29 protein-coding genes and 1 pseudogene are annotated in these 26,329 nt (G+C 63.2%); 23 read left to right on the top strand and 7 right to left on the bottom strand.

Annotated features, from left to right (window positions below):
- The first annotated feature begins 82 nt into the window (after window positions 1-82).
- The 6 genes and pseudogenes from ACTPOE_RS05675 (at window position 83) to ACTPOE_RS05650 (ending at window position 6,221) form a co-directional block, all read left to right on the top strand.
- Window positions 83-1,641 (top strand): annotated as a pseudogene (locus tag ACTPOE_RS05675) (IS3 family transposase).
- Window positions 1,642-2,477: 836 nt separating this feature from the next.
- Complete coding sequence (locus tag ACTPOE_RS05670) at window positions 2,478-2,735, top strand: helix-turn-helix transcriptional regulator (protein WP_458871244.1); 258 nt, start codon at window positions 2,478-2,480, stop codon at window positions 2,733-2,735.
- Window positions 2,736-2,737: 2 nt separating this feature from the next.
- Window positions 2,738-3,097, top strand: coding sequence for a helix-turn-helix domain-containing protein (locus ACTPOE_RS05665; RefSeq protein WP_458871243.1), 360 nt, complete (start codon window positions 2,738-2,740; stop codon window positions 3,095-3,097).
- Window positions 3,091-5,064: an AAA family ATPase gene (locus ACTPOE_RS05660; protein WP_458871242.1), complete on the top strand. Its 1,974-nt coding sequence runs from the start codon at window positions 3,091-3,093 to the stop codon at window positions 5,062-5,064. The genes ACTPOE_RS05665 and ACTPOE_RS05660 overlap by 7 nt, the downstream gene beginning before the upstream one ends.
- Window positions 5,065-5,413: 349 nt before the next feature.
- Window positions 5,414-5,764 carry a single-stranded DNA-binding protein gene (locus ACTPOE_RS05655; protein ID WP_458871241.1) on the top strand — a complete coding sequence of 117 codons (351 nt, stop codon included), beginning with the start codon at window positions 5,414-5,416 and terminating at the stop codon, window positions 5,762-5,764.
- A gap of 43 nt (window positions 5,765-5,807) precedes the next feature.
- Window positions 5,808-6,221, top strand: a complete 414-nt coding sequence (locus ACTPOE_RS05650; RefSeq protein WP_458871240.1) for a hypothetical protein — start codon at window positions 5,808-5,810, stop codon at window positions 6,219-6,221.
- A gap of 85 nt (window positions 6,222-6,306) precedes the next feature.
- On the opposite strand, the gene ACTPOE_RS05645 is transcribed toward ACTPOE_RS05650, so the two are convergent.
- Window positions 6,307-7,448, bottom strand: a protein-coding gene (locus ACTPOE_RS05645; RefSeq protein WP_458871239.1) for an IS3 family transposase whose coding sequence is annotated in 2 segments (ribosomal slippage) — window positions 6,307-7,181 and window positions 7,181-7,448 — 1,143 coding nt in all. Because the reading frame shifts where the segments join, the coding sequence is not laid out codon by codon here.
- A 326-nt stretch (window positions 7,449-7,774) separates the two neighbouring features.
- On the opposite strand from ACTPOE_RS05645, the gene ACTPOE_RS05640 reads away from it, so the two are divergent.
- Genes ACTPOE_RS05640 through ACTPOE_RS05615 form a run of 6 tightly spaced genes read left to right on the top strand, consistent with a single transcriptional unit; the run spans window position 7,775 to window position 12,597 of the window.
- Window positions 7,775-8,134, top strand: coding sequence for a hypothetical protein (locus ACTPOE_RS05640; protein ID WP_458871238.1), 360 nt, complete (start codon window positions 7,775-7,777; stop codon window positions 8,132-8,134).
- Window positions 8,131-8,532 (top strand): hypothetical protein, encoded by a 402-nt coding sequence (locus ACTPOE_RS05635; protein WP_458871237.1) that lies wholly within the window; start codon window positions 8,131-8,133, stop codon window positions 8,530-8,532. Before ACTPOE_RS05640 ends, ACTPOE_RS05635 begins: the two co-directional genes overlap by 4 nt.
- The gene (locus tag ACTPOE_RS05630) at window positions 8,510-8,788 is read left to right on the top strand and encodes a hypothetical protein (RefSeq protein ID WP_458871236.1); all 279 of its coding nucleotides are present in this window, start codon (window positions 8,510-8,512) and stop codon (window positions 8,786-8,788) included. The genes ACTPOE_RS05635 and ACTPOE_RS05630 overlap by 23 nt, the downstream gene beginning before the upstream one ends.
- The gene (locus tag ACTPOE_RS05625; protein ID WP_458871235.1) at window positions 8,785-9,117 is read left to right on the top strand and encodes a hypothetical protein; all 333 of its coding nucleotides are present in this window, start codon (window positions 8,785-8,787) and stop codon (window positions 9,115-9,117) included. Before ACTPOE_RS05630 ends, ACTPOE_RS05625 begins: the two co-directional genes overlap by 4 nt.
- Window position 9,118: 1 nt before the next feature.
- Complete coding sequence (locus ACTPOE_RS05620; protein WP_458871234.1) at window positions 9,119-10,471, top strand: hypothetical protein; 1,353 nt, start codon at window positions 9,119-9,121, stop codon at window positions 10,469-10,471.
- Complete coding sequence (locus ACTPOE_RS05615) at window positions 10,471-12,597, top strand: hypothetical protein (RefSeq protein ID WP_458871233.1); 2,127 nt, start codon at window positions 10,471-10,473, stop codon at window positions 12,595-12,597. The genes ACTPOE_RS05620 and ACTPOE_RS05615 overlap by 1 nt, the downstream gene beginning before the upstream one ends.
- On the opposite strand, the gene ACTPOE_RS05610 is transcribed toward ACTPOE_RS05615, so the two are convergent.
- A complete protein-coding gene (locus ACTPOE_RS05610) occupies window positions 12,548-12,736 on the bottom strand; it encodes a hypothetical protein (protein ID WP_458871232.1) in 189 nt (62 codons plus the stop codon). The genes ACTPOE_RS05615 and ACTPOE_RS05610 overlap by 50 nt on opposite strands.
- A 130-nt stretch (window positions 12,737-12,866) precedes the next feature.
- Window positions 12,867-13,058: a hypothetical protein gene (locus ACTPOE_RS05605; RefSeq protein WP_458871231.1), complete on the bottom strand. Its 192-nt coding sequence runs from the start codon at window positions 13,056-13,058 to the stop codon at window positions 12,867-12,869.
- A 302-nt stretch (window positions 13,059-13,360) separates the two neighbouring features.
- Here ACTPOE_RS05605 and ACTPOE_RS05600 point away from each other — a divergent pair, with 302 nt between their 5' ends.
- The 5 genes from ACTPOE_RS05600 to ACTPOE_RS05580 all read left to right on the top strand — a co-directional run bounded on the left by ACTPOE_RS05600 (window position 13,361) and on the right by ACTPOE_RS05580 (window position 16,160).
- On the top strand, window positions 13,361-13,603 hold the full coding sequence (locus ACTPOE_RS05600; protein ID WP_458871230.1) for a hypothetical protein: 243 nt from the start codon (window positions 13,361-13,363) through the stop codon (window positions 13,601-13,603).
- On the top strand, window positions 13,596-14,360 hold the full coding sequence (locus ACTPOE_RS05595) for a hypothetical protein (RefSeq protein ID WP_458871229.1): 765 nt from the start codon (window positions 13,596-13,598) through the stop codon (window positions 14,358-14,360). The genes ACTPOE_RS05600 and ACTPOE_RS05595 overlap by 8 nt, the downstream gene beginning before the upstream one ends.
- Before the next feature lie 58 nt (window positions 14,361-14,418).
- Window positions 14,419-14,670: a hypothetical protein gene (locus tag ACTPOE_RS05590; protein ID WP_458871228.1), complete on the top strand. Its 252-nt coding sequence runs from the start codon at window positions 14,419-14,421 to the stop codon at window positions 14,668-14,670.
- A gap of 276 nt (window positions 14,671-14,946) precedes the next feature.
- Window positions 14,947-15,501, top strand: a complete 555-nt coding sequence (locus tag ACTPOE_RS05585; RefSeq protein ID WP_458871227.1) for a hypothetical protein — start codon at window positions 14,947-14,949, stop codon at window positions 15,499-15,501.
- Window positions 15,502-15,758: 257 nt separating this feature from the next.
- Window positions 15,759-16,160 (top strand): hypothetical protein, encoded by a 402-nt coding sequence (locus ACTPOE_RS05580; RefSeq protein ID WP_458871226.1) that lies wholly within the window; start codon window positions 15,759-15,761, stop codon window positions 16,158-16,160.
- 620 nt (window positions 16,161-16,780) lie between these two features.
- Here the strand turns inward: ACTPOE_RS05580 and ACTPOE_RS05575 are convergent.
- Complete coding sequence (locus ACTPOE_RS05575; protein WP_458871225.1) at window positions 16,781-17,359, bottom strand: baeRF12 domain-containing protein; 579 nt, start codon at window positions 17,357-17,359, stop codon at window positions 16,781-16,783.
- Window positions 17,308-17,841, bottom strand: a complete 534-nt coding sequence (locus ACTPOE_RS05570) for a hypothetical protein (RefSeq protein WP_458871224.1) — start codon at window positions 17,839-17,841, stop codon at window positions 17,308-17,310. The genes ACTPOE_RS05575 and ACTPOE_RS05570 overlap by 52 nt, the downstream gene beginning before the upstream one ends.
- Before the next feature lie 293 nt (window positions 17,842-18,134).
- On the opposite strand from ACTPOE_RS05570, the gene ACTPOE_RS05565 reads away from it, so the two are divergent.
- Window positions 18,135-18,905: an SDR family oxidoreductase gene (locus ACTPOE_RS05565; RefSeq protein WP_458871223.1), complete on the top strand. Its 771-nt coding sequence runs from the start codon at window positions 18,135-18,137 to the stop codon at window positions 18,903-18,905.
- Between the two features lie 56 nt (window positions 18,906-18,961).
- On the opposite strand, the gene ACTPOE_RS05560 is transcribed toward ACTPOE_RS05565, so the two are convergent.
- Both ACTPOE_RS05560 and ACTPOE_RS05555 read right to left on the bottom strand, forming a co-directional pair.
- Window positions 18,962-20,665: an ABC transporter permease subunit gene (locus tag ACTPOE_RS05560; protein WP_458871222.1), complete on the bottom strand. Its 1,704-nt coding sequence runs from the start codon at window positions 20,663-20,665 to the stop codon at window positions 18,962-18,964.
- A gap of 14 nt (window positions 20,666-20,679) precedes the next feature.
- Window positions 20,680-21,843 (bottom strand): COG1470 family protein, encoded by a 1,164-nt coding sequence (locus ACTPOE_RS05555; protein WP_458871221.1) that lies wholly within the window; start codon window positions 21,841-21,843, stop codon window positions 20,680-20,682.
- A gap of 211 nt (window positions 21,844-22,054) precedes the next feature.
- Here ACTPOE_RS05555 and ACTPOE_RS05550 point away from each other — a divergent pair, with 211 nt between their 5' ends.
- From ACTPOE_RS05550 to ACTPOE_RS05530, 5 genes are all read left to right on the top strand, one after another.
- Window positions 22,055-22,870: an energy transducer TonB gene (locus tag ACTPOE_RS05550; protein WP_458872764.1), complete on the top strand. Its 816-nt coding sequence runs from the start codon at window positions 22,055-22,057 to the stop codon at window positions 22,868-22,870.
- 9 nt (window positions 22,871-22,879) lie between these two features.
- A complete protein-coding gene (locus tag ACTPOE_RS05545; protein WP_458871220.1) occupies window positions 22,880-23,776 on the top strand; it encodes a MotA/TolQ/ExbB proton channel family protein in 897 nt (298 codons plus the stop codon).
- Between the two features lies 1 nt (window position 23,777).
- Complete coding sequence (locus tag ACTPOE_RS05540) at window positions 23,778-24,329, top strand: ExbD/TolR family protein (protein WP_458871219.1); 552 nt, start codon at window positions 23,778-23,780, stop codon at window positions 24,327-24,329.
- Window positions 24,330-24,533: 204 nt separating this feature from the next.
- Window positions 24,534-25,208, top strand: coding sequence for a response regulator (locus ACTPOE_RS05535; RefSeq protein WP_458871218.1), 675 nt, complete (start codon window positions 24,534-24,536; stop codon window positions 25,206-25,208).
- Window positions 25,186-26,322: a sensor histidine kinase gene (locus tag ACTPOE_RS05530; RefSeq protein WP_458871217.1), complete on the top strand. Its 1,137-nt coding sequence runs from the start codon at window positions 25,186-25,188 to the stop codon at window positions 26,320-26,322. Before ACTPOE_RS05535 ends, ACTPOE_RS05530 begins: the two co-directional genes overlap by 23 nt.
- Window positions 26,323-26,329: the final 7 nt, after the last annotated feature.

The following is a 26,329-nucleotide window of genomic DNA, read 5'->3' as shown; positions in this document are numbered from 1 at the left end:
CCTAGAGAAGGCCGAGCGCCAAAGACTTGGCAGGTACCCCCCTGTGTCAGACTAGTTGTCGCATCGGATTTGGAACGATTAGATGAATTTGACGACCTACAGCACGGCCTTCAAAGAGGAGGCGATCCGCAAGACCCTGCAGCGCGGCACGCGCACGGTGGCTGACATGGCCCAGGAGTTGAACATGTCGGTCCATACGCTGAAGAACTGGATTCGCAATCCGAAGATGGCTCATTTGCGCAGGCAATCCTCAGAAGAGGCCCCCGCCAGTCGGTGGACATCCGCACAGCGGCTGCAGGCCCTGCTTGAGACCCATTCTCTGGCCGAAGAGGCGCGCAACGCCTGGTGCCGGGAACGGGGCATCTTCGCCCATCAGCTCACGGCCTGGAAGCATGAGCTCGAACAGTCGGGGAACAAGCCCGCAGCCGATATCCAGGAGCTGCGTCGGCTCAAAGAGGAACTGGTTGGCGTGCGCCGTGATTTGGCCCGCAAGGACAAGGCGTTATCGGAGGCGGCAGCCCTGCTGGTACTGCAAAAAAAATACCAGGCGCTGTGGGAGGACGAGGACAAATGACCTCACTGACACAGCGCCGACAGATCATGGCATTGATTACTGAGGCGGTCACGGCTGGTGCTCGACAGGCACGCGCCTGTGAAGCAATCAATCTGAGCGCACGCACACTGCAACGTTGGCGGCGGGCCCCGGAGCAAGGCGATGGGCGCCCCACGCGGGTACAGCGGCCCTGCAACCGCCTGAGCGATGCCGAGCGTGATCGCATCCTGCGGGTGGTCAACAGCAGCGAGTACGGCCACCTGCCCGCTTCTCAGATCGTGCCACGCCTGGCGGATACGGGGGTCTATCTGGCCAGTGAATCGACGATCTACAGGCTGATGCGTACCGCCGGGCAACTGGTGCATCGCACGCCTGATCGCACGCCTGGCCCGGTGCATCGGCCTCGGGCGCTGACGGCTACTGCGCCAGGGCAGCTCTTCAGCTGGGACATCACCTATCTGCCCGCCACCGTGCGGGGCCAGTACTACTACCTGTACCTGTTTCTTGACCTGTTCAGCCGTCACATCGTGGGCTGGCAGGTCTATGACACCGAGGACAGCGCCCGTGCCAGTGAGCTGATGCGCGATATCTGCCGCCGCGAGGGCATCCTCCCAGGGCAGGTGGTGTTACACAGCGACAATGGCTCCCCGATGAAGGGCGCCACCATGCTGGCGACACTACGGGAGCTGGGTGTGGCGCCATCGTTCAGCAGGCCAGCGGTGAGCAATGACAACCCGTACTCAGAGTCCTTGTTCAGGACTCTGAAGTACCGCCCCCGCTACCCTCGCAAGCCCTTCACCGGTCTGCTGGCTGCCCGGGCCTGGGTCGGTGAGTTCGTGCGCTGGTACAACACCGAGCACCGGCACAGCGCTATCGGCTTCGTGACGCCTGAGCAGCGTCACTGTGGGCGCGATCGCGGCCTGCTCGAACGGCGCCATGCCCTCTATCGGGCGGCCCGCGAAAAGCACCCGGAGCGCTGGAGCGGCAGGACCCGCAACTGGACAAGAGTCGACGAGGTCTTCCTCAACCCGCAGAAGGGTCACGCGTCCTGTGCCAAGCGAAATTCAGACCTCAAGCGGGCGGCTTGAGTCACTCAGAAAATGCGACAGATAGGTTGACAATCACCGGTACCGGATGTTTGAAGCTGCTGAGGCCATTGTGAGTCAGGATGCCCAAGCTCCCTTCCGAGTGCACTCCGCTCCTCAGATGGGTGATGACGGGTGGCCGGTACCTGACGCTTACGATGAGTCGTATGACTTCGATGAGCGCGCCCGTAACGAGGTCAAAGCTCTGATAGCCTCGGTGCAGTCAGGTGACCTCCCCGTTTACCTGCCAGGCCGCACGGAGCGTCATAGGGCGGTGGATCAGGTCGGCATATATCACGAGGAGGCGTATTGGGATGACCTCAATGCGTGGCTTGTTGAGCATGAGCCGAGGACAGCCCGTGTTTTCGCGTTCCCTGATCCTACGCAGGATAGCAAAGCCTGTGACCCTGCAGCCACGGAAACCCAACAGGATCAGGCTGAGCTAGCCGCGCCGGTGGACTGGAAGCAGCGGGTGCGTGATGCAGCAACAGAATGGTGCCGTGATCGGCAAGCTGCCAGAAAACCCAAGCCGACTAAAACAGCCGTGGCGGATGAGATGGCTGTCTGGTGTCGGAACAATGGCGTGTCCACCGGTGGCGGCAAAAACCCGGACGCTGAGTACATTCGGAGGCACGTTTTAAACAGGTGGCACCACCCAGATTAGCTGAGCAAACTGGGCAAACTTTGGGCAGACATTGGGCAACGAGTTTGCCCAATGCATAGATTCTCTCAAAACCCGCATGGCTGCTAGCTTTGCGGGTTTTTCTTTGCCTGCTTGTTGTCGCTAATTTGCCCACACAAAGATTTGTTCAACGTAATCCAATCAGGACCGAGAACGTATGAACAACATCAATACCGTCCAGGCTGCGCAACCCATGAGCTTGCCTAGCCTGCCCCCCACCGGGTTTTCCCGTCTGCCTGCTGTGCGCAGCTTCGCTGGCAATGCTGCCGGTTCGACCATCTATCTCTGGATCAAGCAGAACCGGTTCCCTCGTGGCGTGAAGCTGTCCCCGCGTGTGACTGTCTGGCGCAATGAGGATCTGCATCGCTGGGCTGCTGATCCTTTGGCCTGGCAGGCCGCGAACCAAGGGGGCTGATCATGCAGGAACGAAAAAGCCCCACGAAGGGGGCCAGCACTGGGGGGTGCAGCCTCAATTCTACGGATCAAGACCGCTTTGCGCAACGCGAAGCCATCGGCGGCAACCCGCGCTTTTCACCAATGTCCACGGCTGCCGAAGCACAGCGCTACCGCTTGATCGAGGCGCTGCGCACTGGGCCGAAAAACAGCTATGAGCTGCGGCGTCTGGGCATTTATCAGGTGCCCGCGAGGGTGTTCGAACTGCGACGCCTGGGCCACGACATCACCACCGAACGAATATCCATTACAGATGAGGACGGCTACCTGCATCCTCAGTGCGCCCGATACCATTTGCTGGCTTTGGCGCAGGGTGCATGCTGATGGAGACGATTCGCACAGATTCCCTGGTCGAGGCTATGGCACAGGCGGGGCTGGCTCTTCCTCAGAACCTGGATATTCAGGCTGGCACCTTTCGCCGGTTTGATGATCCTGAAGGCGCAAAGGGCAACAGGGCTGCGTGGGTTCGTCCCTTCTCCGATGGCCAGGGGGCGGTTTTCGGCAACTGGCGCACCGATCAGGCATACACCTGGCAGAAGGCCCGAGACCGGGCTATGTCCGAGGAAGAGGCCCGGGCGTTCCGCCAGCAGATCGAGGCCAGTCGCAAAGATGCCGAAGCGGCCCGCGAGGCTGACTACGAAGCCGCAGCTGGAAAGGCCCGCCAGCAATGGGAAGCCGCGGCGCTGGCCACCGATGCGCCGTACCTTCGCCGGAAGGCGATCGATCCCCACGGCACCCGCCAGCGAGGCCAGGCCCTCCTGGTGCCGGTCTTCAATGCCCAGGGCAAAATCCAGAGCCTGCAGACGATCCAACCGGATGGAGCCAAGCGGTTCCTGTCTGGCGGGCGCATGGCTGGCGGTCGGTTCTGGATCGGGCAGTATGGGCCCGTTCTGGTGCTGGCTGAAGGCCTTGCCACGGGCGCTGCCATTCACGAAGCCACAGGCCTGCCGGTGTGTGTGACCTTCAACGCCGGCAACCTGCTGGCCGTGGCCCGGGACGTACGCCGCCAGCATCCAGACGCCCGGATCATCTTGGCTGCCGACAACGACATCAAGTCAGATGGCCCAAACGTGGGCCGCCAGAAGGCCCAGGGCGCCGCCAAAGCGATCGGGGGCATTGTGGCTCTGCCTGAACTGGACGGTCGAGCCTGCGACTGGTGGGACGTATGGCATGAGAAAGGCGCTGCTGCACTGAAAGCCGCATTCCCCCCCGAACCAGGTTCACCCCCGAACGACGTTCACCCCCCACGGTTCCATCTGCTGGGACGTGATGATCTGCGCCGACTGCCGGATCAGCAGTGGCGTGTGGATGGCGTGTTACCCATGAACGGGATCGGCTTGATGATCGGGCAGTCTGGCTCCGGCAAAAGCTTTGTCACCCTGGATCTGCTGGCCCGCGTGTCGCTTGGTCTGCCCTGGTTCGACCACGACGCCCGCCCCTGCAAGACGGTCTATGTCGGACTGGAAGGCCGCGCCGGCATCAAGCGCCGCATCGAGGCATGGGAACGCCAGAACGGCGCCCAGGTACCCGACGGGTTCGCCATGGTGCTGGACACGCTCAAGCTGACCGAGCAAGAAGACGTTCATGATCTGGCCAGAGCCATCCTGAATGCGGGTGGCGACGGCGGTCTGATCGTGATCGACACGCTGGCCCAGGCAAGCCCCGGAACCGACGAGAACAGCAGTGCTGACATGGGAGTGCTGGTCGCAGCCTTGCAGCGCCTGCAGGCCCTTGTGGGTGGCCTGGTGCTGGCCGTGCATCACATGGGCAAGGATGCGGGCAGGGGTGCGCGCGGTCACTCCAGTTTGTACGCCGCCTGCGATGTGGTCGTCAGCATCACGAAGGCAGGGGACCTGATCACGGTTTCCACCAGCGGTGATGCTGGGGGCAAGAGCAAGGATGCCGAACCGGTGGAACATGCGGCCACGCTGGAGCGTGTTGTCCTTCACACAATGGGCGATGGCCAGGAAATCATTGGCGCCTGCGTTGTCGAGACCAGCGAGGCGCCAAGGGCGCGGCTGCCGAAAGGGCCCAAGGGAGGTAACGCCAAGGTCGCGTGGGACACGCTGGGGGCCATGCTGCGAGAGGCTGGCGACATTCGCCCGGTTGATGCTCCAGATGAATTGCCCGAGGGGCGGCCCACTGTTCGGCTGGATGACGCCGTTGCGAAGATCGCCCCCATGCTGACGTGTGAGGCGAAACGCCAGACAGAACGGACGCGGGCCGCCATCACAAGCCTGGTGAACTCGGGCCACCTTGTTCATGTGGGGGGCTGGCTATGGTGCAAGTAGCGATTCCCGGCCTTTCCCGTCTTTCCCGTCCCCCTAAAGGGGGAACGGGAAGAACGGGAAAAGTAGGCGCCCCCGAAGTTTCCCGTTTCGGGGAAAACGGGAAGAACGGGAAACCGGGATTTGCTCATGGCGTGAAGGCCTTTTCCCGAGCCAGGGAGAACGGCGTTTCTCGCTGGAACGGTGGACCTGATGCGCCATGGAGGCTGGCTGCTGATGCGTATTACCGCCATCACTGGGCCTGCAGGCAGTGCATTGCCGCTGGGCGAAATCACAACCTACAGCGCTGCGTCGACGGATTGCCGCTCTGGCGTACCTACTGCGATGCAATTCACCAACCGAGGAAGCAACGATGATTGATGCTCTGATTGCCGGCAAGATCTACGGCACCCCGAAAAGCGGCACAGGCAAGTCTGGTGCTGATTATGTGAACGCCATGGTTCGCGTGGCCACCGCCGGCGGTGATTCGCTCATGTGCAGTGTGATCGCGTTCGATGAGGCTGCCCGCAGTGGTCTGATGGCCCTGGGCAATGGTGATGGTGTGTCACTGTCTGGCACGCTGACCCCAAAGGTGTACCGGGACAAGAGCGGCGAATACCGCCCCAGTGCGGACATGGTGGCCAGTGCGGTGCTGTCGCCCTACCATATCCAGAAGAAGCGCCGGGACGCTGCCGGTTATCCTGATCATCCGGAGGATCTGTAGGAGGAGAAGAGTGGAGGATGCGCGGGTAACGTTGAGGCAGGAAATGATGAATCTGGACGTCGCGATCGCAATCAGCGGAGAGGTCCTGAAAGTCGACTGTGCTAAGAGGTCAGCGGATTTCGCCGCCGTGTCTCCCAACGATGCGATGCGGAAGATCGCCGCGCTCTTTGTTGCGGGGCAAGTCAATGAGCGTGTCATATATCTACTGGCGCGGTACTCTTCCCGCGAACTCATTGAGCAGCGGCGCCGTATTAGTGAAAATTCGCGAAGGCCGAGACAACCCCGAGTTGATGTAGAACAAATCATAAAAATTGGGCGTACGTTGCAAGGTCATGAAGCGCGCGAAATAACGGGCATTGTTCAGCAACGGCTGGGCGACAAGGTGTCTCCAGCCACTATCCGCAAGCAACTGCGCATAGCGGAGATCATCCCGCCCAGCAAGAAAAAGGGAAATTAGGCCGTTAAGTTCCCTTTCGGGGCATAAGCTGGCGACAGCCGAAATTGTCGTGGTCAAGTTTTTGTGGACACCGCGATAGGGCGTTTCAGGTAGTGGCTTTCTCGTAGTCGGTTGGTGATCGGTATCCGAGAGTGGAGTGCAGCCGATGGGTGTTGTAAAAGCCGACGATGTAGTGGTTGATGTCAGTGACTGCCTCAGCGGGGTTGGCGTAGTTTCGTTGCCAGACTCGCTCCATCTTCAAATTCAGGAAGAAGCGTTCCATCACGGCGTTATCCCAACAGTTTCCCTTGCGGCTCATGCTGGCAATCAAGCCGTGACGATCCAACAGATCCCGGTGGGCCTGGCTGGCGTACTGACTGCCACGGTCGGTATGCACAATCAGGCCGGGCGCGGGCTGGCGCAGTGCGATGGCCATGCGCAAGGCCGCACATACGAGCTCAGCAGGCATGCTGGGCGCCATCGCCCAGCCGACGACCTTGCGCGAGTACAAGTCCAGCACAGCAGCCAGATACAGCCAGCCGCGCCCAGTGCGGATGTAGGTGATGTCAGCCACCCAGGCTTGGTCAGGCGCCCTGGGATTGAAGCGCCGATCCAGGATGTTGGCGGCCACCGGCAGATCATGTCGGCTGTCGGTGGTGTGGACGAACTTACGCCTCCAGCGCGCCCGCAGGCCGTGCTGTTTCATCAACCCACGGACACGGTAACGGCCGACGTCCAGACCCTGAGCCTTCAACGCCGCAGACAGCCGACGGCTGCCGTAGTTGCCACCGCTGGCCAGGAAGGCGGCTTGCAGGGGCGTACTCAATGCACAGGCTCGCGGCGCTTGCTGCCGGTGGCGGGCAGCATACAGGCCAGAGCGGCTGACACCCAACAACCGGCACAGACGGGCAGTGCTGGCCTTCTTCTGCCACTGATCGATCAGTTTCTGGATCACTTCAGTTCCCGGGCGAAGAAGGCCGATGCTTTTTTTAGCAGTGATACGTCCTCGCGCAGTCGCAGGTTCTCACGCTCCAACTCGCGGATGCGCTGCTGCTCGGGCGTCAGCGGCTTGCCGATCCCGACCTGGCCTGATTGTTCGGCGTCGTACTGGGCCAGCCAGCGGCGCACTGCGCTGTCAATCAGGTCCAGATCGCGACAAACCTGGCCCACGCTCAGGCCTTGCTCTCGGATCATCTGCGCCACTTGGAGCTTGAAGGCGGCGTCAAAACTTCTACGAATACGGGTCATATCTTGCTGGCTCTCGTTGGGAAGGATTATCCCCTATCGAGGTGTCCACCAGAATTAGACCAGAACAAAATCAATACAGCGGTGTTGAAGCGTTGGGGCATTTACTCGGCTTGCCTCGGCGATCTCATCACGCTGATTTTGTAGGTCGTTGCCATGCAAGACACCACCGAAAATTCTGTCACCCGCTTGTCCACTGAGGCCTTGGCCGCTCGGTTCATGGTCAAGCCGAACACGATCCGTAGCGCGCTTACCCGCACGGGGCACTATTTCAACTGGCGACCCGAAAAGCTGCCCAATGGGCGTTTGGCCTGGGTGGAGCGACGGTAATGCCTCAGGGTTTTGCAACAGCGGTGCGCAACCCCTATGGTCATTTGGCTGCTCTGGCCAGCGCCCAAGTCTTACAAGGCGAGCACCAGCATGCAGGGCACTATGCCCTCAGGGAGGCCTGTGTGCGTGCCGGAGCGTTGACGGCCGGCGCGTGGCTGGCGGACGAGAAGCCTTGCAGCAGGGATGAAGCTATTGCTTGCTCCATGTTTGAGGCGGCGCCATACCTATCGCTGGCCCCCTTGCCTGGAGCGGTGGTGCAGGATCTGTTCAAGCAGGGGTTTGACTGGCTTGTGGCATTCGAGGCCGACAATGCCAGATCGGCTACTGCGGACCAGCAGCATGCCCAGGAGGCCGCATGAGCGGCAGCACCAGCGACCAGATCCCGAGCCTGACCATCGAGCATGTAGACGATGGCAGTGGGGGCGGCCTGATTGTGCTCGAGCAGGAAGGGGGCGGGAGTACCGATCGTGTTGCGCTTCATCCCGTTCACCTACGGTACCTTGCAGAAAAATTCGGCTTGGTGGAGTCGGGCGACGTGCAGGCGCAAAAGACCATCGCCACCTTGCGCCGTCGCCTGTTGATGCTGAACGACCGGATAGCTCACCTGACTCATTACCTGGCGGATTTCTCCGATCATGAGCATGCCGACCTCATGTACGAAACGGCCTACGCACGGGCAACTGCTGACCTGAGCGCGGAATATTGCGCCGAATTTGAGCAAGAGGGGGCCAGTAGTGGCGCAGAAACGCACACCTGAATCGTCCGCAGGGGTTGATGGGCCAGCAGATAGCAGCCTGCCTACCCCTGAACGTGAAAGGCGCCTGCCGCTGAAGACGGCGCAGCACGTGCGGTCAGAGCTGGCGCGTGTTTACCGCAGCATGAAGCACGGCGGTGTCGACCCGGCGATCGGGACCAAGCTCACTTACGTTCTCGTGGCCTTGGGGAAGATGATCGAAGTCGGGGACCTGGAAAAGCGGATTGAAGCGCTTGAAAGCGCAGCGAGGAAATCATGAACCCGATGGACAAAAGGCTTTCGAAGCTTGAGCGGGTGCACGGGGATGTTGAGGACCCCATCACCATCGTCTACCTGGCCTTAGAGCCAAGCCATGAAGGGCCTATTGAGTGCAAACCCATTGGGCTGGGAGCGAATATTTTCAGATCAGGCCATTTCCGGACAGACCTTCCGGAGGACCTGTTCATCGAGCGCGAGCCTGGTGAAACAGTAGATGCCTTGATTGATCGATCTGAGCGTGAGCACCCGGAGGTATTCATGTGGGCGGCCCGCTACGAGCAAGACGAACCCAAAACCGCCACACCCTCTACCCTCGTCACGAAGGAATGACATGACCAACGCCTTTACCCCTCCCTTGCTGGCCCCGGACCTCCAGCGTAAGAAATTCGAACTGGATCGCGCTGCGCAGATGGGCCGTGCGCTCATGGAAGATGGGTCACAGATGCCCCAAGGCCAGATGGTCTCTGGACATTACGTCGCGCCTTCGTGGGCACAGTATGTGGGTCAATTGCTGAAGTCCTACGTAGGCGGCCGGGCCATGAACTCGATTCCGGACCGGATGGCGGACCTGCAGAAGGACCAGCAGGACCATGACGCTTCCCTGTTCGGGTTCAACCCTTCCCCCCAACAGCTTGCCGCGGCGCTGGACAATGGTAGTGCCCAGGCCCTCCCCGTGACGTCACAGCCAGATCAAGGGCAGGTGCAGGGTGCTGGCCCCGCCGGGGGACCCACCAGACCTATTAATGAAAACGCCGCCCAACTCGGCCGGGCACTGTCTGGGCAGTCGGTGATGCCGTTGCTGCCTGGGCGTGATGCTCAGCAGTCCCTCATGGCGTATCGGGCCTTGGGGCCAGAAAAGTATATGGAGTCTGTCCTGCGGCAAGGCGAGCCTACGCAAATTCAGCGCATCCTGCTGGCTGCCGGCCTTCGATCTGACGATCCGGAGTATCAGCGCATCCTCAGGGAAACGGTTGATCCGCGGTTCATGTCGCCATATCAGCAGCAATCTCTGGCTCTGCAACGGCGCGGGCAAGATGTTTCCGTCGCCAATTCAGTCCGCAGCTACAACAGTGGGGCATATTCGGCACCGAATCAAAGTACGGCCGGCTTCTTCCGGGTTGGCCCGGGCGGGGTCGAAATTCTGACTGACCCGAACACTGGCGCCCCGCTGATGCCCGTTACGGCAGACCCCGGTGTGCGCGGCGCGGTGGCCGAGGCTGAAGCCAGCGGTAAGGAACGCGGGAGGTCTCTGGCGGAAACCAAGATCAACGCTCCTGAGGCCCTGGCGGCGGTGGATAACATGCTTTCCACCATCGACACCGTTCTCGATCATCGGGGCCTGGACATTGCTGTAGGGCCGTATCTCGGCCAGAAGGCGCCTCTCGTTCCTGATGCCATCGACTTTGAGGCAAAGCGGGAGCAACTGCAGGGACAAGTATTCTTGCGGGCATACCAAGACCTCAAGGGTGGCGGCGCAATTACCGAGCCGGAAGGGGCAAAGGCCGAGGCGTCTCTGGGGAATCTGAGCAGGGCACAAACGCCGGAGCAGTTCAGGGATGCTCTGAAGAGCTTGAAGGATGTTGTGGTGGCTGCCAAGGACCGGCTGAAGGCCAAGGCGGCTGCTCCTATTAGCGGGCAAAAGGCCGCCCGGCGGTTCAACCCCGCAACTGGGAGGATCGAATAATGCCGCAGATCATCGAGGTTCCAGGCTTCGGGGGTGTGGAGTTTCCCGACGATATGACGGATGACCAGATAGTGGCTGCCATCAAGAGCAACATGGGCGGCGCGCAGTCGCCTGCTGCTTCAGTGGGAACCGTACCGTCTCAAGGAAGCGTGCGTGGTGAGTATCTGCCGGATGGTGGCTATCACGTCGAAATGTCGCACACCGGCGCGACAGCTCCGCAGCCTGCGCAGCAGGGGCAGGAGCGCAGCCTGCCAGAATCGCTCTTTCGTCAGGGGAGACTCACGTTACGTGCCGGCCTCACGGGTCTATCCGCTTTCCCTGAAATGTTGGTCAATCCCGTGGCCCGCGCCGCCGGGCTACCGGAGATGCACCTTTCCGACGCGTTGGACGCCTTCGGACTGCCCAAACCAGTGGGAGCGACAGAACGCATTTCCCAGGATGTGGCAAGTTCGATGGCGGGTGCGGGCGGTGCAGTGGGTCTTGGAAAACTGCTGACCCGGGCGGTATCTCCCACTGCCCAGGCCATCGGAGACATGCTTTCCAGCTACAGGGGCACCCAGACCGCCAGCGCAGCATCAGGCAGCGGTGCAGCCTCATCTGCCAGAGAAACCGGCTTCACGCCGGGCCAGCAAATGATGATCGGCGGGGCCGCCAGCCTGTTGCCCACGATGGCACCATATGCGGCTGCGACGACTGCCCGTGGGCTGGTTCGGGGTAGTGAAGCAGGCCGGCAGGTGATGCTGGAGCGCGCGCGACAGTTCCGAGAGGCCACCGGGCAAGAACCGACAGTTGGGCAGGCCACGGGCCGCATGATCGTCCAGGGCGCTGAGAATCAGCTTGGCAAGACCTTGGGCAGCACCGGCATCATGACCCGCAAGGTTGAGTCTCAGGTGGATGCCTTGCGCGGCAGCGTCGAAGATGTGGCGCGCGGCCTTTCCCCCTCCACGGGTGCGGTCGATGCGGGCGAGTCCATCGCAAAAGGCCTTGAGGGATTCAAACAGGGCTTTCGCAAGATGCAGGGGCACCTGTACGGCGCGCTCGATGATTACCTGCCCGGCACCACTCCGATCAGCGTCAACCGCACGCAGGAGGCCCTCAAAAGCCTGACAGCCGATATCGAGGATGCTGAATCAGTTTCCCTGTTGTTCAGGAACGCCAAGATCGGCGGCTTGAGCGGTGCCCTGAGCGAAGACCTGGAGCGATCTGCTCGCGCGCAGATTCCGGCAGGCGGTAGCCTGTTCAATCCGCCCAAGCCTGATCTGTCCCAGGCTACGCTGCCCTACGAGGCGATCAAGAAATTGCGCACGTTGGTGGGAGAGCAGTTGGCGGATCAGGGGTTCACCTCCGACGTGCCACGCTCGAAGTGGAAAGCCCTGTACGCCGCGCTGTCCGATGATCTTGGGGATGCAGCGAAGGCGGCAGGGCCGCAAGCTCAGGAGGCGTGGGAATGGGCAAATTCCTTCACGCGCCAGCAGATGCAGCGCCTGGATGATCTGTCCGTCATCATGAACAAGGACGGCCCGGAGAAGATTTTCCAGGCCGCCATGAGTGGCACCAGCGAAGGAAACACGGTTCTCAAGCGCGTGTTCGATGCGTTGCCCAAGCAGAATCGGCGGGATATGGCTGCTGCAGTGTTGCGCCGCCTTGGGCGGGCCACCCCGGGGAGACAGAACGACCTGGGCGATGTGTTCTCCCCCGAGACGTTTCTGACGAACTGGGCGCGCATGTCACCCGAGGCCCGCAAAACCTTGTTTGGGCGGCTGGGCGTCGATGGGATCGAGGACGCAATGGGCAAGCTGGCCGGGGCGGCCAACATCATGCGGGACAGTTCTCGGGCGCTGGCGAACCCGAGCGGCACAGGCGCCGATGTGCGGTTGGCTGCTCAGGTAGGGGGCGGGTTGATGGCGCTGGGGATGGGCAATCCCTACATGGCGGCGACGGCCTTGGTGGGCATTCCCTCGATGGCGCAGCTCTTGGCGCGGGCGCTAGTATCCCCCCGGAGCGTCGAAAACCTGACGCGTACAACGCAGATGAACCCATCGACTGCGGCGATCATGGCAAACGAACTGGCGAACCTTAGTGGAAGAAGGCAGACAGCTCGCCCGCGCATCCCCGCAAGAGAATGACGAACACACCAGCCGCCGCGAGAAACAGAAGGAAGCCCTTCCAGAATGCGACCATTCTTAGTCGACCATCTTCTGCGTTCAGCAGCCGCTGGCTCTCTTCTGCTGTCATGGGCGGTTTGGTGAGATCGAGCTTTGGCATGGAGAGCTACTCCCTTTGCAAGGGCCTCGGTAGGGCCATTCTACCGCCAGGCTATGTTTGCTCTGCTACGGTGCGGGCCACTTGCGTTTGAAACGCGGGTGGTGAGGCGGCCCCAGGGTGGTTGCCCTCGCTACTTGAGGCGCAAAAGGACGTTGCCGCTGGGGTCTCGTGCGATGGGCTTGGGACGGTTGTGCAGTTCTTCAGGTAGCGGTGGGATTTCGTTTTCCAGATAGTAGTTTGGGTTTTCCAGGTATTCCTTTGCTGCTTGTTTCGCTAAAAGAGCGATTAGGTTATCCAGGGCCTGTTCGGGTGTGTCTTCCATTCATGTCTCCCTTGGATCTATCGGGTCTGTTGCCGAAGCACCTACTCTAGCGCATAATGGCCCTATCGCGACAGACAGTTGCGGTCGGGTTTGGCGACCTGTTCAGTCAAAGGCGGAGCATCCGCCACCTATCCATGGTGGCGTTTGTGTTTCCGCATGCCATGGCATCCCTATGGGCAGCGATGGTGGGGGCATCTTCGGATGCGCCGGTTTCCTTTGACGCCGGTTCGCCAACCCCGCTATTCGCTGCCCACCATCGTTTGGCGACGGTGCGGGCGGTTCAACCGTCAAAGGAGCCAATCATGGCTGCATTACCCATTCCCGCGCATTCTGCGCACACGTTCCCTCAAACCGAAAAAGCCGCCCGCCGTGCTGCAAGGCAGTGGTTCTCTGGCGCCACAAGGCTGTCCCTGGCCTGCTGGCGTGACGATCGCTGCGTTGTTCATTGCTCCGGCCTGCCTGTCGTCAGCGAGCGCATGGACGCCTTCAATCAGGCCTTTGCCCGCGAACTGGCCGCCATCATCGCTGGGGGGCGTCATGTATAAGCCCTACCTCATCACCGGCACACAGACCGATACCACCATCACTCTGAGCCATGCCCAGTATCGGCAACTTGCAGACTTATGCAAGGAGCATTCCGGCAATCCGCTGAACCTGACTTCTGTGGAGGATATGGGCAGCGCCTGGGGCCAGATCAATTACTGGGCTATGCCCACGTTGAACGATGTGACCCTGCCCGATCAGGATTATCAGGAAAAGGCCTATGTGTACTTGATCAACAAGTTGGATACCGGGGCCGTACGGGCGGCCGGCAAGGGGAGGCCGGAGTGTGACTGGTCGGCACTGCGCAACAGCGAAATTTTCCCTTTCATCGTCTGGCACGAGATTGGGCACTTCCGAGACAATTTCAGTCCTCTTGATCTGATTCGTGAAGTGGGGCTCGAATTTGATGCACTTCGGCGCAAGGTGGCTTTGGTAAATGAGGTCCTGGCGGATCGGTTCGCATGGGAGCATGTGCGCCCCGGTGAACCTATGCCGCTGACTGAGGCAGGAAAGCGGGATGCCGACGTCATCGAGCGCGATATTGAGGCGCTGAGCAAGCGATTTCAGCGGGCCAAATATCCGCTCAAACCTTTGGAGACCGGCCAGTACCGGCATGTTCCTGCCTACATGCTGTCCTCCGAAAGGAAGGCGGCCTATGTTGGGCCCGACATTGATCCGACCCTGCTGGCGCGCGAGATGGCGCGTCTCCGGCCATACCTGGACCGTGATGGTCGGCACATGCATGGGGTGGCGCTGTGATCGACAACAGCAGATATTCAGACCATGCTGGATCTGACCATCACAAAGGAGATACACCATGAGTATGGAAACCATCGTAGATGGGGCGGGCATCGATGTTTCAAAGTTGCCGCGCATTGATGAAATGATTGCTCATCTGGCCTGGGAGGTCGAACAGCCAAACAGTCATCCGCTGTGCTTGTATGAGCCCTTGATCCTGGCAATCGGGCGGCGCCTTGCCAGGAACCGCCGCCACAGTCGTGCTCAGGAGCGTATGCTGCGGTACGTTGAGTTGCCGGCACCTGAGCAGGAACAGGTGGTCGACGGCTGAGAGTTGTACTGACCGCATCAGCGCGCCCATAGGAGGGGGGCATTCCACCGCCCCCTGCAGTGCTACTGGCCCCGTCCGTCGATTTCTCCGGTTTCAAACCGGAGAACCCCAAGCTGCTCGAAATCGGGCTGAGAGGCCATTGCCGTCCTAGGAATGTCGTGGTGTTGGGCGTGGGCTTGCCTCCGAGGTCAGGATAGAGAGAGCCCGTGAGTTACGTGGGAGCGGTGGGACGGTATGATTTCCTCCGTGCCGAGCTGGCGAAGAGGGGTCTCTGCGATGAATTTCAAAAACATACCTTGTTGGGTGAAGGTGGCCAGCGTTGTTCTGGTCGCGGTATTTTTGCTGAACTGGCCAGCAGACAGCGGACAGTGGGCCGCCTGGGTGCAGGCATGTGGCTCCGTGCTGGCCTTGGTAGTCGCGATTCGCTTGTCCGAGCAAGAAAGGCTGACGAGGCGCCAGGAGCGCGATCAGGATCGATCCGAACAGGCGCACGCCGCGGCTTACGACATGACTACACTGACGGTTGAATTGCATGGGCACATAGTGCAGTTGCATGCGTTTTCGACCGGAAATCAAGATCGGTCTTTGTATCTTGCTGAGGTTCTTTTTTTCAAGAACTTCCAGCAGAGATTGACGGCGTGCACATCTGGCTCCGTGCCCACCATGCAAAAGAATCTGGGCCTAGAGGTACGAAAACTGGCGCTTGCGGTGACCGATTATGTTGTGGCGCGCTCATTGGGGCAGACACCGCAAGAGCCGGATTGGATTACCTGGGCGGAAAGCGCCAATAGATTGTTTCATCAGGCTGATATGGCAATCCCAAAGACTTAGGACTTAGACTGGGCCCGGACATTCCGGCGGAAAACTAGTAGCGTTCCAGTGGATTTCCAACGGAGTTCCTTTGGAAATTCATTGGAATGGTGTCCCTTGGTTATCCCTGGAGACAAGTCCTATATGTCCCAGGGACATTGAGGGGACATTCGAGGGGCTTCGAAGGGGCATGGTCGGCTTGGCAGCAGACAGATGGCAGGGATACTCTGTCAGCGTGTGCCAGGTCCTGCTGGCGGCCATGACGTCGAGGGTGTGGAATGAAGGCAATTGCTGCGGTGGTGGTGATCTGCTGCTTGGCAGGTCAGGTGCATGCGCAGGGCTACCCGGCAAGCTGCTGGGTGATCACGGATCTGCGTGGCGTGTCTTTCCATCAGGGCGATGCCTACAAGCCAGCAGAGGATGGTATCAGCACCCCCATCATGCTGCGGCTGGATGGCGACAACAGCACCACGGGGATATCCGGCATGGTGACCCGCCAGGTGGACCAGTTCATGGCGCTTTCGTTTTCCAGGGGCGATGCGATCACGACGATGGAGGTCTACCAGATCGACCCATCAGCCGGTATTGCCACCTACACCAAGTCCATGGCTGTGAAGGGGTATATGGGTGGCGCATCCGGGGCTATGGCATTCGCGGGGAAGGCGACCCGCTGCAGGTGATTTCGCAGGCGCCTGTCACGGCCCTGTCACGCGGATGTCACGCCACTATGTAGCAGGAGCGTTCGGAATACGTAGGCAATGCGAACGCAGAGCGTGGCCTTTGCCTACGTCAGCGAGCACCATGAGGCCGCATGACTTCTCTTAAATACAGTGAGCTCCCCGGAGTAAGCGCCGTCTGGGCAATGTTTCTGTGACTGGTGGATGCATGCCTGGACTTGGATTGGCCGTCACGGTTCTCCTGGCCTTGCGTCACCCCGGCAAATGCCGCCGCCCACCCCGGCAGGAAATGCCGCCCACTCCGGCACCAGTTGCCGCCCTGAGAAATGTTGTGCGGGAGGCGCCGTGTATCCTGACAACAACAGTGGCAGCGAAAGGGCTGTGGACAACTCCAAGCCTGCGTTTTTGAGTACCTGTTTGAGTATCTGTTGAAATCTAAGGCGCGAAGAACCGCATGAACACTAAGTGTTCGTTGCCTCTCCTGCACCACTTCTTAGTTTTAAGAAGTCCGATTCAGTACGATGTCCTCCGACATCGAAAAGCGAAACCCGCGTAGACGTTCAGTCTTGCGGGTTTTTTGCTTTCAGCGGGTCCGATGTCGTTCGCGCACGATCCGCCGCGATTCAGGGATTCAGGCGCCGCTGGATGCCCGCGGGCGGGAAATGCGTCAGATCCTTGTTCACTTCGCCCACGACGGCATGCCTGACTGCCGGGGGCATGTTGTTTCGCAACCATCCCAACGCTTTCCCCGAGGCAACGACGATGATCTGGTCGGCCTCCCTGGCGCTGATTGCGCGGCCCAGGCGCGCGACCAGCATGCGCAGCAGATCGGTTTCCATTTTCTGATGGAGATCCGTCTGTTCCAGAGCGCCGCGCGCAACGCTGAATGGCTGTACGAAGCGTCCCGGCCGGCTTGTCCCGAGCTGGTGCGTCGGTTTCAGCCGGCGGGACGATGCCCAGACGGTAGCCAGGTCGGGATGATGGAGGGTTCCCTCGTTGCGCAACAGCAGCGCCTGTCCGCCGTCGCATACCGCCACCCAGCAGTGTTCCGGTATTTGCATGGCGGCGTGCTTCATCGGTGTCATCATCTTGGATGCCCTTCCGTCCTTGTCCGGTGCGTCGGCGTCTTTGACGCCGTTTCCCGAAGCGCTCAGCGATTGGCCGGCGGCTGCGCTGACTGGCGCTGCATCATCTGATGCCACATCATTTGCTGCATCAGTGATTGCTGCATGCCCATGTACTGCTCCATCATGTACTGATGCTCTTTTACCTGCGCATCCGTCATGCCGGAGTAATAGCGGCCCATCTCTCTCCAGCCTTCCCGCTGTCCGGGTTGCATCGGGCTGTGGCGTCCGCCTTGCCGGCCGAAGGCGCAGCATCCCAGCGGGCCCGGTCCTTGCGGATCATGCATGAGCCTCATCGTGTCCCGCATGACGTCCCAGTGCGCCTGGAGTAGGCGTTCACGCGCATCGGCATCCTTTGCCATCTGGAGTTCCTTCATCTGGCCTTCCATTTTCCGCATGTTGTCCTGGATCGTTTCCATGCGCTTGTCGAAGTCGGCGACCTCGGGCGCGCTCGATTTCGATTCCACCGTTGCCGGGCTTCCGTTTCCCGATTGAGCCCATGCCGGGCCGGCGGAGAACATGAAGGCGGCGACCGCGATGGCTAGAGAGGTCTTCTTCATTGCCTGCTCCTTGTGGAGAGTGGTCAGGTATCCGGATGCCGGACCTCGACCACCCCGATCCCATCGGGGGAAGGTTCCCGGATAAGAGGCGTTTCGCTGAATTCCTACTCTATGCGTGGCAGATCGGGAGATATTGACTTGACGCAATCTTTCGGCCTCTTCGACGCTTTGCGCCAAGAGTCTTGGCGGGACGCCGAGGGCGATTCGTCAAGGATAGAATATATTGCGCCGAAGGCTCAGGCAGTCATCGCAAATTTGAAGGCCGGCGTGAAAGCGGAACATCCAGAGGACTTATGCACGATTCCACACAACGACCCATCGCCCTGGTCACCGGGGCGTCCGCGGGCTTCGGCCGCGCGATCTGCGAACGTTTCCTGCGCGACGGCTATCGGGTGATCGCCGCCGCGCGCCGGATGGAGCCCCTGCTGGAGCTCCAACAAAAGTACGGCGAGGCGCTGCTGCCGGTGTCCCTGGACGTCCGGGATGAGCAGGCGATCGCCGCCATGAAGGAATCCCTGCCCGAGAACTGGCGCGACATCGATGTGCTCGTCAACAACGCCGGCCTGGCCCTCGGGATCGAGAGGGCCCAGGAGGCCGCCTTGCGGGACTGGCGGACGATGATCGACACGAACGTCACCGGCCTGGCGCTGATGACGCACGCCTTCCTGCCGGGCATGGTGGCCAGGAAGCGCGGGCTGATCGTCAACATCGGTTCGGTGGCCGGCAAATACCCCTATCCGGGCGGCAACGTCTATGGCGCCACCAAGGCCTTCGTGGCGCAATTCAGCCGCAACCTGCGCGCCGATCTCGCGGGCACGGGGGTCCGGGTGACGGACGTGCAGCCGGGGCTGTGCGGCGACACCGAGTTTTCCCTGACGCGTTACCGGGGCGACCGGCAGAAGGCGGATTCGGTCTACACCGGCGCTCATCCGCTGGGCCCGGACGACATCGCCGAGACGGTCGCCTGGGTGGCTTCCCTGCCGCCGCGCGTCAACATCAACGCGATCGAGGTCATGCCGACTTCGCAGTCGTTCTCCGCGCTGACCATCACCCGGGACCAGTGATCGAAGCGCCGGCAGACGGCGCCCGAGGCGAGTGCGTCAACCGGCTTTCGGCGTCCTCAGGCCCGCACTTCCTGCCGCTGGAACACGATATAAGCCAGGGTGAACAGGAGCACGACCGCCGCGATCAGCTCCGTGAACTGTGGCCAGACGATGGCCAGGCTTTCCGACAAGGGCAACGGGCTGCCCAGCAGGGCGCCCTGCAGCTGCGACAGGAACACCGGTCCCAGGCTGCGGGTGGACGGGCTCAGCAGGGTGATGGCGGTGTCGTTGAACAGGGTGGCGGGCGAGACGTGCAGCAGGCCGTTTTGCCAGGCCACGGCATGCAAATCCAGTCCGCCGCCCATCAGGGTCGCCAGGTCGGGCGGGGCGATGGCCTGGGCCAGGGCGGGGGCCAGCATGGGCCATAGCAGGGCGCAGAACAGCCACAGGCCCAGGGCGACCAGGGCCGAGGTCGAGGCCGAACGGAACACCACCGAGCACAGCAGGGCGACGGCCAGCCAGACGCCGGCGTAGGCCAGGGCCGCGGCCAGGAACGCCAGGGACCGGACCACCTCCTCGCCGCTGGGGGGCACGCCCAGCAGGATCAGGCCGGCGCCGATGACCAGCAGCCACAGGCAGACCAGGCTGATGGCCAGCGCGGCCAGGCCGGCGAGGAACTTGCCCAGCAGCAGTGCGTCGCGGTAGAGGGGTTGCGACAGGATGCGGCTCAGGGTGCGGCGGCTGTATTCGCCGTTGATGGCGTCGAAGCCCAGGCCGATGGCGATCAGCGGGATCAGGAATCCCAGCAGGGCGGCGAAGGAGGGCAGCGGCGCGCGCGCGTCGGTGAACAGGCGCAGGAAGACGAAAGGATCCGACGAGGTCGTCTGGCGGATGCCTTCGATGGCGCCGTACAGGGCGGCCGCCGCGGTCAGGACGACCAGCCACTCCAGCAGCCGCATGCGGGCGCTGCCCAGATGGTCGGCCAGTTCCTTGGACAGGACGGCGCCCAGGACGGATCGCAGGTCGGGGCCGTCGGCGTGGATGTGGACCTCGTGGCTGTGGCCGCCCAGCACCTGGCGGGCCAGGTCTCGGACCGGACCCATCAGGGCGATGCGCCCGGCGTTGAACAGGGCGACCCGGTCGCAGATGCGCTGCATCTGGTCGAGCAGGTGGGACGACAGCAGCACGGTGACGCCGTCGTCGCGCAGGGATTCGATCATGCGCAGGAAGGCTTCGGTGGATTGCGGGTCCAGGCCGGAGGTGGGTTCGTCCAGGATGGCGATGGCGGCCCGTTTCAACAGGATCTCGGCCAGGCCCAGACGGCGGCGCATGCCGTGGGAGAACGTCCCCGCGCGCTGGTCGATGCGGTCCAGCAGCCTGACACGCTCCAGGGCATCGGCGATCCGCTCGTCCCGCTCGGTCCTGGGGATGCCCAGCAGGCGGGCGGTGTAGCGCAGGTTGTCGCGCGCGCTCAGGTGGTCGTAGAAGCCGACCGAATCGGGCATGTAGCCGACCTGCCGCTTGACGGCGAGCGGATTGCGCCACGGGTCCTCGCCCAGCACGCGCACCTGGCCGCGCGTGGCCTCGGTCAGGCCCAGCAGCATCAGGATCGTGGTGGTCTTGCCAGCTCCGTTGGGGCCGAGCAGGCCGAAGACCTCGCCGGGCCGCACCTGGAAATTCAGGGAATGGACCACGGTGCGGCGGCCATAGTCCTTGCCCAGCCCCAGGGCGTCGATGGCGGGGGTGTCCAAGGGCGGGAGGGGGGATGCGGACGCGTTCATGATGGATGGCCTGTTCATCGACGGCCGTACCGGGCGACCGCGCCGAGCAGCGCCAGCAGGGCCACGGCGATCAGGATGGCGCCGCTGACCCCCCACAGGCCGGACGTCGTCACCGAAACGCGCAGGTCGCCGTCGGCCGACTGGCCGGCCGACCGCGCGTGCAACTTGACCATGTAGTCGCCGGCCAGGGACTGGGCCGAGGGTGTGATGCGGGCCTGGACTTCAGTCGTCTTGCCCGGCGCCAGGAGAGCGACGCGGGATGGCTCGAACTCGATCTTCCAGCCCGAAGGCGCCGTGCCGTCCAGCGCGATGTCCTGGGCGGCGGCGGTGCCGCTGTTGCGCAGCACCAGGGGCATGTCGCGAGTGTCGCCGATCTGAGCGTCGGTGCTCATCAGCCCGTCGCGGCCCGCCAGGTCCAGCGACGGCTGACCCGTGATGTCGAGCTTCAGGGACGTGGACGCCTTGGCGCTGTCGGCGGCGACCTCGACCTGGATCTCGTGCTCGCCGGACTGCGCCGAGGCGGGTGGACGCACATGCAGTTTGACGGTCTTGGATTCGCCGGCCTTCACGGGGACGGCGCTGATCTGCTGGGTGCCGTAGCCCTCGGTGAAGGAGACGTCGAAGTACTGCGGGGCGCGCGCCGACAGGCTGGCCAGGACGTCGCGGCCGCTGGCGTTCTTCACCGTCAACTGGTAATCGAAGGCGGTGCGGGCCGACCCGGTCAGTTGCGGCAACTCGGGCTGAATCGACAACTGGGCGGGCAGCTGGTCCGCCAGAGTGATGTCGATAGGCAGGCTCAGGCGCCGCTGGGCGCCGTCGGCATGGACGGTGAGCGTATGGTGCGATCGGGCCTCGCCTTGCGGGATGTCAAGGCGCAGCTGCAAGGGCAGCGTATCATCGCTTCCAGGCATGGCCGATCCGACCGGGCGGCCATTGCCCAGCAGGTCGGCCTTCCAGCTGGCGGGCACGCCGTCCACGGACAGCGTCAGCCGCTCGGGCGGCGTGGCGCGGTTGCGCAGATGCAGGGCGATGGTCGAGGTCTCGCCGGCCTTCAGGGTCAGGGAAGGATAGTCGGTGGACAGGTAGATGCCGGCGGGCGCGGTCTCCGCGGCCAGTGCGGCGGTCTGGAAGCTCAGGGCGCACAATGCGGCGGCCCACAATGCGAGGTGTTTGGACATGGTGTCGTTCGGCCTTTGATTCTGGTTGATCTGCCCGGTCCGGATCCGGTCTCCAGAACGAAGGGACAGGCTGTTGCGGTTTCAAGTTTCATGAAAAATGTGATTTTTTGTTTCCTGAAGGGTCGAATGTCCTTTGATAGCGGTTTCTGTATTGAGAACCGTTATCATTCCTGCTAAGATCTTGTCCTCTCTTTCCGCCGCCCGCTGGTCCATGCCCTCCGGTTTTTCCTCGCGCCTTTCCCCGCTGAAGATCGTCGCCGCCTGCGTGGCCCTGGGCCTGCACGCGGCCGTGCTGGCCATGGTGCTGTCGGCGCCTGTGGTCGAGGTCGCGCAGGGCCGGCCCGAGGCGCTGGACGTGCAGTTCGTGGAACTGGGGCCGGCGGTCGAACCCGAGCCGGTGGCCGCGGCCGAGTCCCGGCCGCCGGTGGAAACGCCGCCCGAGCCGGAGCCCGAGCCCGAGCCGGTCGTCCAGCCCGAGCCCGAGCCCGTGGTCGAGCCAGAACCGGAACTCGAGCCGGTCGTCGAGACGCCCGAACCCGAGTCCATCACCGAGCCGCCCCCGCCGGAACCCAAGCCGCGGCCAGAACCAAAGCCCAAGCCTAAGCCTCGGCCCCGGCCCGCGCCGCCGAAGCCCCTGCCGTCGCCGCCCGCGCCGCAGGTCAGCATTGCGCGGGACACCGCCGCGGCGGGCGGCGCGCGGCAGGCGTCTGCGGCGCGCGGCGAGCAGGTGCCCGTGGACCCCGACCGGCCCCGCACCATCGGTCAGGTGGACTACCTGGGCAAGCGGCCCAGCCCGGTATATCCCCGCGTTTCGCAGCGCCGGGGCGAGCAGGGGCGGGTGGTGCTGCGCGTGCTGATTTCTCCGCTGGGCCAGGTGGCCGATGTCTCGGTGCGTACTTCGTCGGGACATGCGCGCCTGGACGAGGCGGCGGTGGATGCCATGCGCCAGGCGCGTTTCCGTCCGTACACGGAAAACGGGATCGCGTACAAGGCGCTGGTGGACATTCCTTTCGATTTCGTCTTATAGGACAGGAACATGATGCTTGATCTGATCGGGAGCGCGGCGCTGACGCTGGCCCAGGCCGTGGGGACGGATGCGGCCCAGGCCGCCGCGAACGTGGCGCCGGCCGTGTCGGCGGCCACCGACGCCGCGGCGGAGGCCGCCCAGGTGGCGCTGGCGTCGGGGGTCGTGGAAACGGGCGGCCGGGGTGTGCTGCATTTCATCGGCCAGAGCGATGTGGTGGGCAAGTCTCTGTTCGTCTTTCTGATGCTGATGTCCCTGGCGAGTTGGTACCTGATTCTGGCCAAGGGACTGACGCATCTGCGCATCCGCCGCCGGTCGAGGAAGTTCCTGTCGGAATTCTGGGCCGCCAGTTCCCTGGAGCAGGTGGAAAACGAGATCTCCACGCATGGAGCGGAAGAGCCCTTCGCCCACCTGGCCAGCCATGCCATTCACGCCCAGAAGCACCACACCAGGTACGGCGCGCTCAAGCTGGAGGAAAGCGGCTCCACGGCGGCTTTCGTGACGCGTACCATTCGCAAGGTCATCGACGAGGAGACCGCGCGCCTGGAAAACGGCCTGACGGTGCTGGCGTCCGTGGGTTCGACCGCGCCGTTCGTGGGCCTGTTCGGCACGGTGTGGGGGGTGTATCACGCCCTGCTGAGCATCAGCATGACCGACGGCGTCACCATCAACCGCATCGCCGGCCCGGTGGGCGAGGCCTTGATCATGACCGGACTGGGCCTGGCGGTCGCCATTCCCGCCGTGCTGGGCTACAACGCCTTCGTGCGCGTCAACCGCGTCTACCTGGCGCAGCTCGACGCCTTCGCGCATGACCTGTTCACCTTCCTGGCCACCGGCCAGCAGGTGGCCGACGGCAGCCACGAGCGCAGCGGCCGGACCATCAGCCTGGCCAGCCACCGGGGAGCCTGACATGGCGTTCGGCAGCTTCGATTCCAAAGGGCCGGGCACCACCATGTCCGAGATCAACATGGTGCCGCTGATCGACGTGATGCTGGTGCTGTTGGTGATCTTCATCATCACGGCGCCCCTGCTCAGCCACTCGATCCGCATCAACGTGCCCCAGGTCACGGCCCAGCCGGTGGAGCAGAAGCCCGTCGTGATCGATCTCGCCATCGACCCGTCCGGGGCGCTGTTCTGGAACGAGCAGCCGATCACGGAGGAAGAGTTGCCCGCCCGCTTCGCCGGCGAGGCCGGGGCCGATCCCCAGCCCGAGGTCCGCATTCGCGCCGACGTGGAGACCCGCTACGGCCTGCTGGCGAGGATCATGGGGGCTGCCCGTCAGGCGGGCATGAAGCGTCTGGGCTTCGTCACCACGCCGGGGCAGGCGTCCCCGGGCGCCGTGGCGCCCGGGGGTTCCTCCTCCATGCCGGCGCCCGCCGCGCCGGCCTCGCCACCGTCGCCGGCCCCCGGCGCGTCCTCACAGCCACCCGCGTCGCCGCCCGCCGCCGCGCGCGGCGGCTGACCACGCGCCAAAGCGCAAGCCTCGCCCGTCAGGGAGAGGTCGAGCGAGGCCATCCCCATCCGGTGCCAAAGGTCCCCCGCCTGTTGGCGGAGAAGCTCCGGCCCTCGGGCCGGAGTGCTTCACGCATTCAAGAAATCGTCAATTATGTAACGCAGGCTCTTCAGCGATGACGCGGCGTGACCGCTTCAGGCTAGAATCACCGTCATGAGAGTCCTGGTCATCGAAGACGACGCCACCCTCGGCCACGCCCTGCAGGAATTCCTGGGCAGCCAGGGCTATGCCGTCGATTGGCTGCAGTCCGGCGACCGCGTCGAAGGCGCGCTTGCTGGCCAGATCTACGACCTGCTGCTGCTGGACCTGAACCTGCCTGGCCTGGGCGGCCTGGAAGTCTTGCGGCGGCTGCGCGAAAGCGGTTCCCAGGCGCCGGTGCTGATCCTCACGGCGCGCGACGGGCTGGACGACCGGGTCGCGGGCCTGGACGCTGGTGCCGACGACTACGTCACCAAGCCTTTCGAATTGCCCGAATTGGCCGCCCGGGTGCGGGCGCTCGCCCGCCGGCGCGCGGGTCAGGCCCAGACCATCCTCGAATGCGGCCCCCTGTCCTTCGACACCGTGGGCCGTCAGATCCGGGTGGACGGCAAGCGCCTGGCGCTGTCCGTGCGCGAGCTGTCCGTGCTGGAAATGTTGATGGCCCGGCCCGGCCGGGTGGTGACCAAGCAGCAGATCGTCAATTCCCTGTCGGCCTGGGATGCCGATTTCAGCGAGAACGCGGTCGAAGTCTATGTCTATCGCCTGCGCAAGCGGCTCGATGGCACCGGGACCAGCATCCAGACGGTGCGCGGCTTCGGCTACCTGCTTGACGTCGACCGTGCCGCCTGAGTCCCTCGTGCTCGGCCCGCGCTCCGATCGCGCGCCGGGCCTGGTCGAGCGCCTGGTGCCCCGGGATTCGCTCGCCCGCCGTCTGGTGCGCCGGCTGCTGCCGGCTTTTTTCATCCTGGTGGCCATCGACCTGCTGGCCACCTGGTTCATGACGGGCGTGATCCGTCCTCAGCCCTGGCTGCTGCGCGACCTGTTCTGGGCCATGATGCTGACCCAGGGCCTGCTGGTGGCGCTGTTCGTCTGGGTGCTGATTTCCGGCATCCGCTCCGAACTGGCTTCCATCAACCGCCTGGCCGACGACATCCGCCAGCGTTCCATCGAAGACCTGCAGCCGCTCGACCTGGCCGGTCTGCCCAGCGAGATCGCGCCCCTGGTCCTCCATTTCAATGACCTGCTCGTGCGATTGGACGATTCGGTCCAGGCCCAGCGCCGCTTCATCGGCCATGCGGCACACCAGTTGCGCACCCCTCTGGCAGGCCTGAAGGTCGAATCCGAGCTCATGCTCGGCCAGGATCTGTCCGAGGACATCCGCATGCGCGCCGGGCGCATCAAGTCCGTGACCGATCACATGATCCGCATGGGCCAGCAATTGCTGGTGCTGGCGCGCGCCGAGCATGCGGTCCGTCCCCGGGACAGCTTCGTGCGCCTGGACCTGTGCGAATGGATGCGCCAGGCGGGCGCGGAATGGCTGGGCCGCGCCCGCGACCGGTCCGTCGACCTGCAATTGGTGGCGCCCGACGCCGTGGTCCGGGTGGACGGTGATCCGGTGCTGCTGGGGGAACTGCTGGGCAACCTGATCGACAACGCCCTGCGATACGGACGGGGAGCGAGCCGCATCGTGCTGCGTGTCATGGCCAACCCGCCTTCGTTTTCCGTCGAGGACGACGGTGCCGGCATCCGGGCCGAGGACCTGGATCGCGTCTTCGAGGCCTTCTACCGCGCGGCCGACGCGGGCCAGGGCGGCTCCGGTCTGGGGCTGGCCATCGTGCGCGAGATCGCGCGCGCCCACGGCGCCTGGTGGAAGATCGCCAGCCGGCCCGCGTTTCCCGGCACGCGGGTCTCCCTCGTTTTCCCCGGCCCTCGGCTGGGCGCCTGCCTGACGCGGGCCGAATAGCACATGG

This window comes from Castellaniella sp. WN, assembly GCF_054457555.1.
The sequence above is the reverse complement of the archived record's forward strand: the minus strand, read 5'-3'. Positions and strand labels throughout refer to the sequence as shown.

Bases quoted from the DNA above. Each gene is read 5' to 3' on its own strand.
- ACTPOE_RS05560 (WP_458871222.1), bottom strand. From the start codon at position 20,665: ATGAACGCGTCCGCATCCCCCCTCCCGCCCTTGGACACCCCCGCCATC.
- ACTPOE_RS05570 (WP_458871224.1), bottom strand. From the start codon at position 17,841: ATGAAGAAGACCTCTCTAGCCATCGCGGTCGCCGCCTTCATGTTCTCC.
- ACTPOE_RS05565 (WP_458871223.1), top strand. From the start codon at position 18,135: ATGCACGATTCCACACAACGACCCATCGCCCTGGTCACCGGGGCGTCC.
- ACTPOE_RS05540 (WP_458871219.1), top strand. From the start codon at position 23,778: ATGGCGTTCGGCAGCTTCGATTCCAAAGGGCCGGGCACCACCATGTCC.
- ACTPOE_RS05655 (WP_458871241.1), top strand. From the start codon at position 5,414: ATGATTGATGCTCTGATTGCCGGCAAGATCTACGGCACCCCGAAAAGC.
- ACTPOE_RS05650 (WP_458871240.1), top strand. From the start codon at position 5,808: ATGATGAATCTGGACGTCGCGATCGCAATCAGCGGAGAGGTCCTGAAA.
- ACTPOE_RS05545 (WP_458871220.1), top strand. From the start codon at position 22,880: ATGATGCTTGATCTGATCGGGAGCGCGGCGCTGACGCTGGCCCAGGCC.
- ACTPOE_RS05640 (WP_458871238.1), top strand. From the start codon at position 7,775: ATGCCTCAGGGTTTTGCAACAGCGGTGCGCAACCCCTATGGTCATTTG.
- ACTPOE_RS05660 (WP_458871242.1), top strand. From the start codon at position 3,091: ATGCTGATGGAGACGATTCGCACAGATTCCCTGGTCGAGGCTATGGCA.
- ACTPOE_RS05625 (WP_458871235.1), top strand. From the start codon at position 8,785: ATGAACCCGATGGACAAAAGGCTTTCGAAGCTTGAGCGGGTGCACGGG.
- ACTPOE_RS05620 (WP_458871234.1), top strand. From the start codon at position 9,119: ATGACCAACGCCTTTACCCCTCCCTTGCTGGCCCCGGACCTCCAGCGT.
- ACTPOE_RS05605 (WP_458871231.1), bottom strand. From the start codon at position 13,058: ATGGAAGACACACCCGAACAGGCCCTGGATAACCTAATCGCTCTTTTA.
- ACTPOE_RS05670 (WP_458871244.1), top strand. From the start codon at position 2,478: ATGAACAACATCAATACCGTCCAGGCTGCGCAACCCATGAGCTTGCCT.
- ACTPOE_RS05635 (WP_458871237.1), top strand. From the start codon at position 8,131: ATGAGCGGCAGCACCAGCGACCAGATCCCGAGCCTGACCATCGAGCAT.
- ACTPOE_RS05590 (WP_458871228.1), top strand. From the start codon at position 14,419: ATGAGTATGGAAACCATCGTAGATGGGGCGGGCATCGATGTTTCAAAG.
- ACTPOE_RS05535 (WP_458871218.1), top strand. From the start codon at position 24,534: ATGAGAGTCCTGGTCATCGAAGACGACGCCACCCTCGGCCACGCCCTG.
- ACTPOE_RS05600 (WP_458871230.1), top strand. From the start codon at position 13,361: ATGGCTGCATTACCCATTCCCGCGCATTCTGCGCACACGTTCCCTCAA.
- ACTPOE_RS05610 (WP_458871232.1), bottom strand. From the start codon at position 12,736: ATGCCAAAGCTCGATCTCACCAAACCGCCCATGACAGCAGAAGAGAGC.
- ACTPOE_RS05615 (WP_458871233.1), top strand. From the start codon at position 10,471: ATGCCGCAGATCATCGAGGTTCCAGGCTTCGGGGGTGTGGAGTTTCCC.
- ACTPOE_RS05665 (WP_458871243.1), top strand. From the start codon at position 2,738: ATGCAGGAACGAAAAAGCCCCACGAAGGGGGCCAGCACTGGGGGGTGC.
- ACTPOE_RS05550 (WP_458872764.1), top strand. From the start codon at position 22,055: ATGCCCTCCGGTTTTTCCTCGCGCCTTTCCCCGCTGAAGATCGTCGCC.
- ACTPOE_RS05555 (WP_458871221.1), bottom strand. From the start codon at position 21,843: ATGTCCAAACACCTCGCATTGTGGGCCGCCGCATTGTGCGCCCTGAGC.
- ACTPOE_RS05595 (WP_458871229.1), top strand. From the start codon at position 13,596: ATGTATAAGCCCTACCTCATCACCGGCACACAGACCGATACCACCATC.
- ACTPOE_RS05585 (WP_458871227.1), top strand. From the start codon at position 14,947: ATGAATTTCAAAAACATACCTTGTTGGGTGAAGGTGGCCAGCGTTGTT.
- ACTPOE_RS05580 (WP_458871226.1), top strand. From the start codon at position 15,759: ATGAAGGCAATTGCTGCGGTGGTGGTGATCTGCTGCTTGGCAGGTCAG.